Raw genomic sequence first — 6,351 nt, 5'->3', positions numbered from 1 at the left:
TGAGCCTCCGCGCTCGCAAGGCCGCCGCCGCTGCTGCGCTGCAGGCGGCCGAGCGCCTGCTGGCGCAGGAGCACGCCAGCGGCGCAGCGGACTTCGCGGGCCTTGCTGCGCGCAGCCCGCGTGAACTGGTGCAGCTCTGGGACGAGCTGCAGCAGGCCGCCGAGCGCTGGCGCGAAGCGCAGCTCGGCCCGGAAGGCGGCGCGTCAGCCACGCGCCGCAGTGACGCCGCCGGGGGCAGCCGCCCCGGCGCGAACGGGCGCCGGGCGGCACGCTACCGGCGCTTCCTGCAGGCGGGCGCAGCGCTTACGCTGCTGCTGCCGCCTGCGTTGTGGCTGACCGGCGCACCGCCGGTCAGCGTATGGTCCGCGCTCGGCCTGCTGGCCGCAGCGGACCTGTGGCTCTGGGCCGCCCTGCGCGCAGCGGGGGCGGCGGTTGCCCCGCCGGAGCCGGGCGGCGGGGAGGCGGGCAAGGCCGCAGCGGAGATGCTGCGGCTGCGCGGGCAGCTGCTCTCCGGCGCGGCGCGGGAGAGCGGCAAGGCGTCCAGCCCTGACGCAGGCGGGCTGGAGGCCGGGATGCGCGAGCTGCGCCGGCTGATGGAGGCCTGGGGCACCTGGCGCCAGCGCGTAGACCGGCAGGCGGCTGAGGCCGAGGCCTGCCGGACGGAGTTTGAGCAGCTAAGCGGACAGGAACAGGTGCTGACCGGTGAACTGGAGGAAGCGGAGGCCCGCTTCACAGAGCTGGCGGCGCGCTACGAAGATTGGCTGCGTCAGCGGAGACTCCCCGAAGGGCTGTCCCCGGACGGCCTGCCGGATATCTTCGCCCTGGCAGAGCAAGGCCATGAGCTGCTGCGCCAGGAGGCCAAATGGTCTGCGCGGCTAAGCGGACTGGCGGCGGAATGTGCGCTCTATGAACAGGAAGGGCTGAAGCTGCTTGCAGCTGCAGAGACCGGACGGGTAAACTCCATTTCCTTTGTAGCGGAGCAGCAATCGCTACCGGCTGCTCCGCTTACTGATCAGCACCGGCTCCCCGCCACCAATCCTACCGCCCAGCATTCACCCGCAACTCCAGCTGCTCCCCGCCACCCCACACCAGCCGCCCTATTAACCTGGCTGGAGCTGCGGAAGCGGGAGTGGGACCAGCTGAAGGCTGAGCTGCTGCGCAGAGAGAGTGTGGAGGCGCGGCTGGCTGAAGTCCGGGAGGAGCTGGCAGCGAATCACAGGGAGCAGGCAGAATTGAACCTGCGCTGCTCGAAGCTGCTGGAGGAAGGCGGTGCTGAGGACGGCGAGCAGTTCCTGCGCCGTTCCTCTGCGTGGCTGAGGAGGATAGAGGTTACGCGGTCCGTGCGTCAAGCGGAGCTGGCGATGTTCAGCGGATGGGATGACGAAGGCCGGGCAGAGCTCTTGAGTCTGCTGGAGCATCTGGACGCCGGGCGGCTTGCGCAGGAGCGTCAGGCCGCGGAAGAAGCGGCGGCCGAGCTTGAAGAGGAACGCAGCGCACTGCTTGAGCAGCGCGGCAAGCTGCTGCAGGAACGGGAAGCATTGACGAAGCGCGGCAAGGAAGATACTGCGCTCCAGCAACTGGAGGAACAGCGGGCGGCACTGCGTAATCTGGCCGGGCAATATGCGGTAACCGCTCTGGCGGCCGAGCTGATGGGCCGGACACGCAGGATCTATGAGCAGGAGAAGCAGCCTCAGGTGCTGCAGCTGGCCTCCGTGTATTTCTCGAAGCTCACGCACGGGGAATACCGCCGGATTGTGATGACGCTGGGGCATAAGGAGCTGAAGGCTGAACATAAGGATGCCGGACTGCTAGACAGCGGGCTGCTCAGCCGGGGAACCGCGGAGCAGCTGTATCTGGCGATCCGGCTGGCACTGGCAGAAACGATGAGCAGCAAGGTGAATCTGCCGCTGTTCTTCGATGATCTGTTCGTTAACTTCGATGAATACCGGCTTCATGCGGCTCTGGCTCTGCTTGGCGAGCTGTCTTCTTCCCGGCAGATCGTCATGATGACCTGCCACCGTCATGTCGCCGAAGCTGTGGCGGGCAGCATTCCTGCCGCAGCAGTTATTTCCGTGTAGTGCGGATCGCAGGCTTGATGCTGACAATCGTAATCCCCTGCTTCTTGCCGCCCGCTCCTCCTGCGGGCGGCTTGCCCTGCCCTGGCGGCGGGGACATGGGGGAGCGCACCAGCATGACCACCCATATCAGACACAGCGCGCCGAAGATCGGGTAGAAGATGCCCAGCAGCGAGCTGAAGCCGAATTGGCTGAACACATAGCAGATCAGCATCAGCAGCGGGGCGACAAGCGCGGGGGCGACCGGGAGCCGCTGCTGGAGCTGTACGCTTACCCCGTAGATACCGGCGACGAAGGTGCTGAAGATTTCCATGAAGATCAGCAGCAAGAAGACCATCTGCACCACCGGACCCAGCCGGATGGCGATGCTTCCCATCGGAATCTCGAACTGCAGGATGCCCGGCATCTGCGAGCTCATGGCAAAATGGGCCGCCAGCAGCATGAACCCGATGCCCGCTCCGCCCAGAATCCCGCCGCGCACCAGCGCACGTTCGTCATCCGTATGACGGGCCAGCGGAACCAGCACCGCCTGGGCCATGCCAAGGTTGAACGAGGTATAGAGCAGCGGAGAGATCCATGCGTTGATGCTGCTGTAATCGGTGGGCAGGAAGAGGAAGCGTTCGGCTCCCGCAACGCCCAGCGTATTACAGACAAGGATCAGCGACAAAGTAAGCATCAGGGGCACCACCAGGCTGTTGATCTGCAGAATGCCGGAAATACCGCGCTTCAGCAGCAAGTAAGATCCGAAGATCGTCAGAAGCAGCCCCGCCTGATAGGGAAGGCCGAGATGCTCCTTGAAGATCGCCCCGGCGCCTGCCAGCATGATGCTGTTCACCCCGATCAGAATAATCATGGTAAACAGGCTGATGATGGTCCCGGCCTTGGCTCCGAACAGGTGGCGGTTGAAATCCTCATACGAGTCCGCAGAGATTTTCCGGGCGATGATCATCATTTTGGTGCCCAGCCAGATAAAGAGAGCGGCAGAGAATAGAATCGTCAGCAGTGCCCAGTGGCCGTATCTGGTGAAAAAACGGAGGATTTCCTGGCCGGTAGCGAATCCGGCGCCGACAATGGTGCCGATATAAGTGAAAGCGATCTGTAATGTGCGGATATGTGACTTCATGCTTAGCCTCCTTATGAATGCTGCGAAGTTTACAATTGCGGGGCCTGCAAGGATATAGCCTTGTGTAGTCCGCATAGTACAGGTTATGATGAGGAACAGAGGGACATGACTTCCGCCTGGACGAACAGGTGCGATTTCGGTGGAACGTCTATAAAGGGTAATGGAGGTTTACAATTATGGAATTATTGAAACAGCGGATATTGGAGGAAGGCGTAGTCGTCTCGGATCAGGTGCTGAAGCTGGACGGACTGCTTAACCACCAGGTCGATCCGATGCTGACGATGGAAATGGGACGGGAATTTGCCCGCAGATTTGCTGAGGCTGGAGTTACTCGCGTAGTGACTGTGGAATCCTCGGGGATTGCCGTGGCATTTGCCACCGCTTATGAGATGAAGGTGCCGCTGGTGTTTGCCCGGCGCAAAAAAACGCTGCTGGCTGATCCCGACGCTCTGTGTGAACGGGTTCCATCTTTTACCAAAGGGATTGTTACGGACATTATGCTGTCCCGCCAGTTCATCTCGGAGGATGACAAAATCCTCTTCATCGATGATATTATCGCCAATGGCGACGCGGCGCGCGGCCTGATTAAGATTATCCAGCGTTCAGGTGCCGAGCTGGTGGGCCTTGGCGTAGTGGTCGAAAAAAGCTTCCAGGCCGGTGCCCGCACGATCCGGGAACAGGGAATCCGTCTGGAGTCTCTTGTTGATATCACCTCTCTTAATGACGGGACGATTGTTTTTGGATAAGGCTGAAGTGACAATAACAGGAACACAGCCTATTTTTGAAACATCTGCTTTTCACCCTATAAGTTTTCCTTTATAATAAAAATTAGACATGAGAGAGGAGGCGTCACAATGGGGAATGAACCGGTGACAGAGCAATTTTTTATTGATAAACTAACCGAGGCTAAGGATCACTTCGAACGTGCGCTGGATTGCAAACACACGGAGTTCGACGATTTGTATCCCTATATGATCGAACATCCTCAGTTTTTCTGGTACAAACGTTATGTTGCTTGGTCAGAGCTTTTGACAATCACAAGTTTGTGTGAAGAGCTGTCGTATAGCTGGAGACAGACATTCACAGAGCATCAGGTCGAATATCTGGAACAACGTGTGATGTCCGCTAAAGTTCTTGACTTCTGGTTTGAGAAGAATGAAGCGCTGATATAGGAACTTCATAAGACATACAGATTGCTTTTGAAAGATAACTAGACCCGGATGATTCTCATTTGGGTCTTTTTCATGACCGGATTCAGAGTTAAATTGGACAAGCTAAGCACAGAGAGGGGAGTAAGAATACTATGATAAGTGATGAACAACTGGATGCCTACCGGATTTCCGGTGAGCGGATAAGAGTTGTACGCGACGGGCTGGCGAGCAATGATATCCGGGGAATCGTGCTGGCCTGGGACGAGACCCAGGTGATGATCCGGCGTCCGAACAAGCATGTGGTGAAGCTGGACCGGAGATACCTGTATCAGCCGGTGAGCGAGCCGAGACCGGAAGCCTATACCCCGGAATGAGCGGAGAATGGAGGTCAAGATGAGTCATCATCATAAAATTTCGATCGTTACCGGAGGTGCAGGCGGAATCGGACGCTGCCTCACCGAGGAATTACTGAAGGCCGGAGCAGTGGTTGCCTGCATCGATACGGATCTTGCTGCCGGACGCTGGCTGGAGGCCAAGTATGGAAGAGAGCGTCTGTTCTTTTATCAGGGAGACATTGCGGAACAGCCGGTGCTGGATGATTTCATCTCACAGGTAATCAGCCGCTACGGACAGGTGGATTACCTGATTAACAATGCCTGTATCAGCCGTAAAGGGCTGCAATCAGAATGCAGCTATGAGGATTTCGAGTATGTGCAGCGGATCGGGGTGACGGCGCCTTATTACCTGACGCTGCGGCTTAAGCCGCATTTTGCCCAAGGAGCCTCTATTGTGAATATCTCCTCCAGCCGGGAGCGGATGTCACAGCCGGATACCGAGAGCTATACTGCAGCCAAAGGCGGGATCGGCGCATTGACCCACGCCCTTAGTGTAAGTCTTAGCGGTAAAGTGCGGGTTAATGCAATCAGCCCGGGTTGGATTGATACCACCGCTTATCACGGTACAGAGGAATCGGCAGAGCCGGTTCATACAGAGCCGGATCGGCTGCAGCATCCTGCGGGAAGGGTTGGAACTCCCGCGGATATCGCAGGCATGGTGCTGTTCTTGTGCAGTGAGGCTGCGGGATTCATAACGGGCGAGAATATTACAATCGATGGCGGGATGGGCAAGCAGATGATCTACCATGGAGACGAAGGCTGGACCTATCAGCCTGGAGGACAACGATGAAGCTGCCTATAATTAAAAATGCCGGGGAACTGGCCGCACTGGTGCGGGAGATCGGTTACCTGCCCATGTTCCGCTGCGAGATCGCAGGCTTCTCTCTGGAGGAATGCACTCCTGCGGGCTACTGGTTCGTGAAGGGTATAGAAGGGCCGTGGGAGTGGCGCGAGGAGATTGCGGCCGGGGGCGAGATCGCTTATGCGAAGCTCTTTAACAAGAAGGCCGGGTTCATTAGCAGAGAATGGTACCCGGACTTCGCCAATTACCGCCGGGACGGGTATGATTTCGATGCCAGATATGATGACGGACTGGCCTCCATGGCCAGCAAACGAATCATGGATGTGCTGTTGGAGCATGAGGCGGGGCTGCTCTCCAGTGATCTTAAAGGGCTGTCCGGCTTCGCGGCCAAAGGTGCGAAAGGCTTCGACACAGCCATGACGCTGCTCCAGATGCAGACCTACATTACAGCGAGCAAATTCGAGTATAAGCAGGACAAGCATGGCCGTCCTTACGGCTGGGGAATTGGGCGTTATGCCGTGAGTGAGCATGTATTTGGAGCAGACTATGTGACTTCGCGTTACAATGATCAGCCAGTGTCATCCAGGGAGCGGATTATGGAGCATACGGCTAAGCTGTTCCCGGAGGCAGGATCGAAGCAGCTGGAGAAGGTCTTGAAATAGTGCGTACTTAGGAGAAAAATAACGTTGAGGATGCTCATACGGAATCAAGTTGCGGAGGAATCGTCAAATTTCTATGATTTTCTTTGCACTGACTGCTTTATGCCTTTTTCTAGCATGGAACAATCTCCAGCATGCATAACTAA

7 protein-coding genes are annotated in these 6,351 nt (G+C 57.9%); 6 read left to right on the top strand and 1 reads right to left on the bottom strand.

Annotation, left to right across the window (positions count from 1 at the left end; genetic code table 11):
- A partial coding sequence (locus C173_RS34470) for an ATP-binding protein (protein WP_036725096.1) occupies positions 1-2,078 on the top strand: 2,078 nt, incomplete at its 5' end.
- Here the strand turns inward: C173_RS34470 and C173_RS12230 are convergent.
- Entirely contained in the window at positions 2,065-3,198 is a 1,134-nt protein-coding gene (locus C173_RS12230) for a YkvI family membrane protein (RefSeq protein WP_036725095.1), read from the bottom strand. The two genes, C173_RS34470 and C173_RS12230, sit on opposite strands and share 14 nt — an antisense overlap.
- Positions 3,199-3,374: 176 nt before the next feature.
- Between C173_RS12230 and C173_RS12225 the strand changes: the two genes are divergently transcribed.
- The 5 genes from C173_RS12225 to C173_RS12205 all read left to right on the top strand — a co-directional run bounded on the left by C173_RS12225 (position 3,375) and on the right by C173_RS12205 (position 6,208).
- Complete coding sequence (locus C173_RS12225; protein WP_036725092.1) at positions 3,375-3,944, top strand: xanthine phosphoribosyltransferase; 570 nt, start codon at positions 3,375-3,377, stop codon at positions 3,942-3,944.
- A gap of 108 nt (positions 3,945-4,052) precedes the next feature.
- Complete coding sequence (locus tag C173_RS12220) at positions 4,053-4,370, top strand: hypothetical protein (RefSeq protein ID WP_036725087.1); 318 nt, start codon at positions 4,053-4,055, stop codon at positions 4,368-4,370.
- 131 nt (positions 4,371-4,501) lie between these two features.
- Positions 4,502-4,723 (top strand): hypothetical protein, encoded by a 222-nt coding sequence (locus tag C173_RS12215; RefSeq protein ID WP_036725081.1) that lies wholly within the window; start codon positions 4,502-4,504, stop codon positions 4,721-4,723.
- A 19-nt stretch (positions 4,724-4,742) separates the two neighbouring features.
- Positions 4,743-5,534 carry an SDR family oxidoreductase gene (locus C173_RS12210; protein WP_036725078.1) on the top strand — a complete coding sequence of 264 codons (792 nt, stop codon included), beginning with the start codon at positions 4,743-4,745 and terminating at the stop codon, positions 5,532-5,534.
- Positions 5,531-6,208, top strand: a complete 678-nt coding sequence (locus tag C173_RS12205; protein WP_036725075.1) for an AlkZ-related protein — start codon at positions 5,531-5,533, stop codon at positions 6,206-6,208. Before C173_RS12210 ends, C173_RS12205 begins: the two co-directional genes overlap by 4 nt.
- The last annotated feature ends 143 nt before the right edge of the window (positions 6,209-6,351 follow it).

It is taken from the genome of Paenibacillus sp. FSL R7-277, from assembly GCF_000517965.1.
Classification (GTDB): domain Bacteria; phylum Bacillota; class Bacilli; order Paenibacillales; family Paenibacillaceae; genus Paenibacillus_AQ; species Paenibacillus_AQ silagei.
Note: the sequence above shows the minus strand (reverse complement) of the source record. Positions and strands in the feature narration are given on the sequence as shown.

Excerpts from the sequence above, each read along its gene's own strand:
- C173_RS12225 (WP_036725092.1), top strand. The coding sequence starts at position 3,375 with ATGGAATTATTGAAACAGCGGATATTGGAGGAAGGCGTAGTCGTCTCG.
- C173_RS12220 (WP_036725087.1), top strand. The coding sequence starts at position 4,053 with ATGGGGAATGAACCGGTGACAGAGCAATTTTTTATTGATAAACTAACC.
- C173_RS12215 (WP_036725081.1), top strand. The coding sequence starts at position 4,502 with ATGATAAGTGATGAACAACTGGATGCCTACCGGATTTCCGGTGAGCGG.
- C173_RS12230 (WP_036725095.1), bottom strand. The coding sequence starts at position 3,198 with ATGAAGTCACATATCCGCACATTACAGATCGCTTTCACTTATATCGGC.
- C173_RS12205 (WP_036725075.1), top strand. The coding sequence starts at position 5,531 with ATGAAGCTGCCTATAATTAAAAATGCCGGGGAACTGGCCGCACTGGTG.
- C173_RS12210 (WP_036725078.1), top strand. The coding sequence starts at position 4,743 with ATGAGTCATCATCATAAAATTTCGATCGTTACCGGAGGTGCAGGCGGA.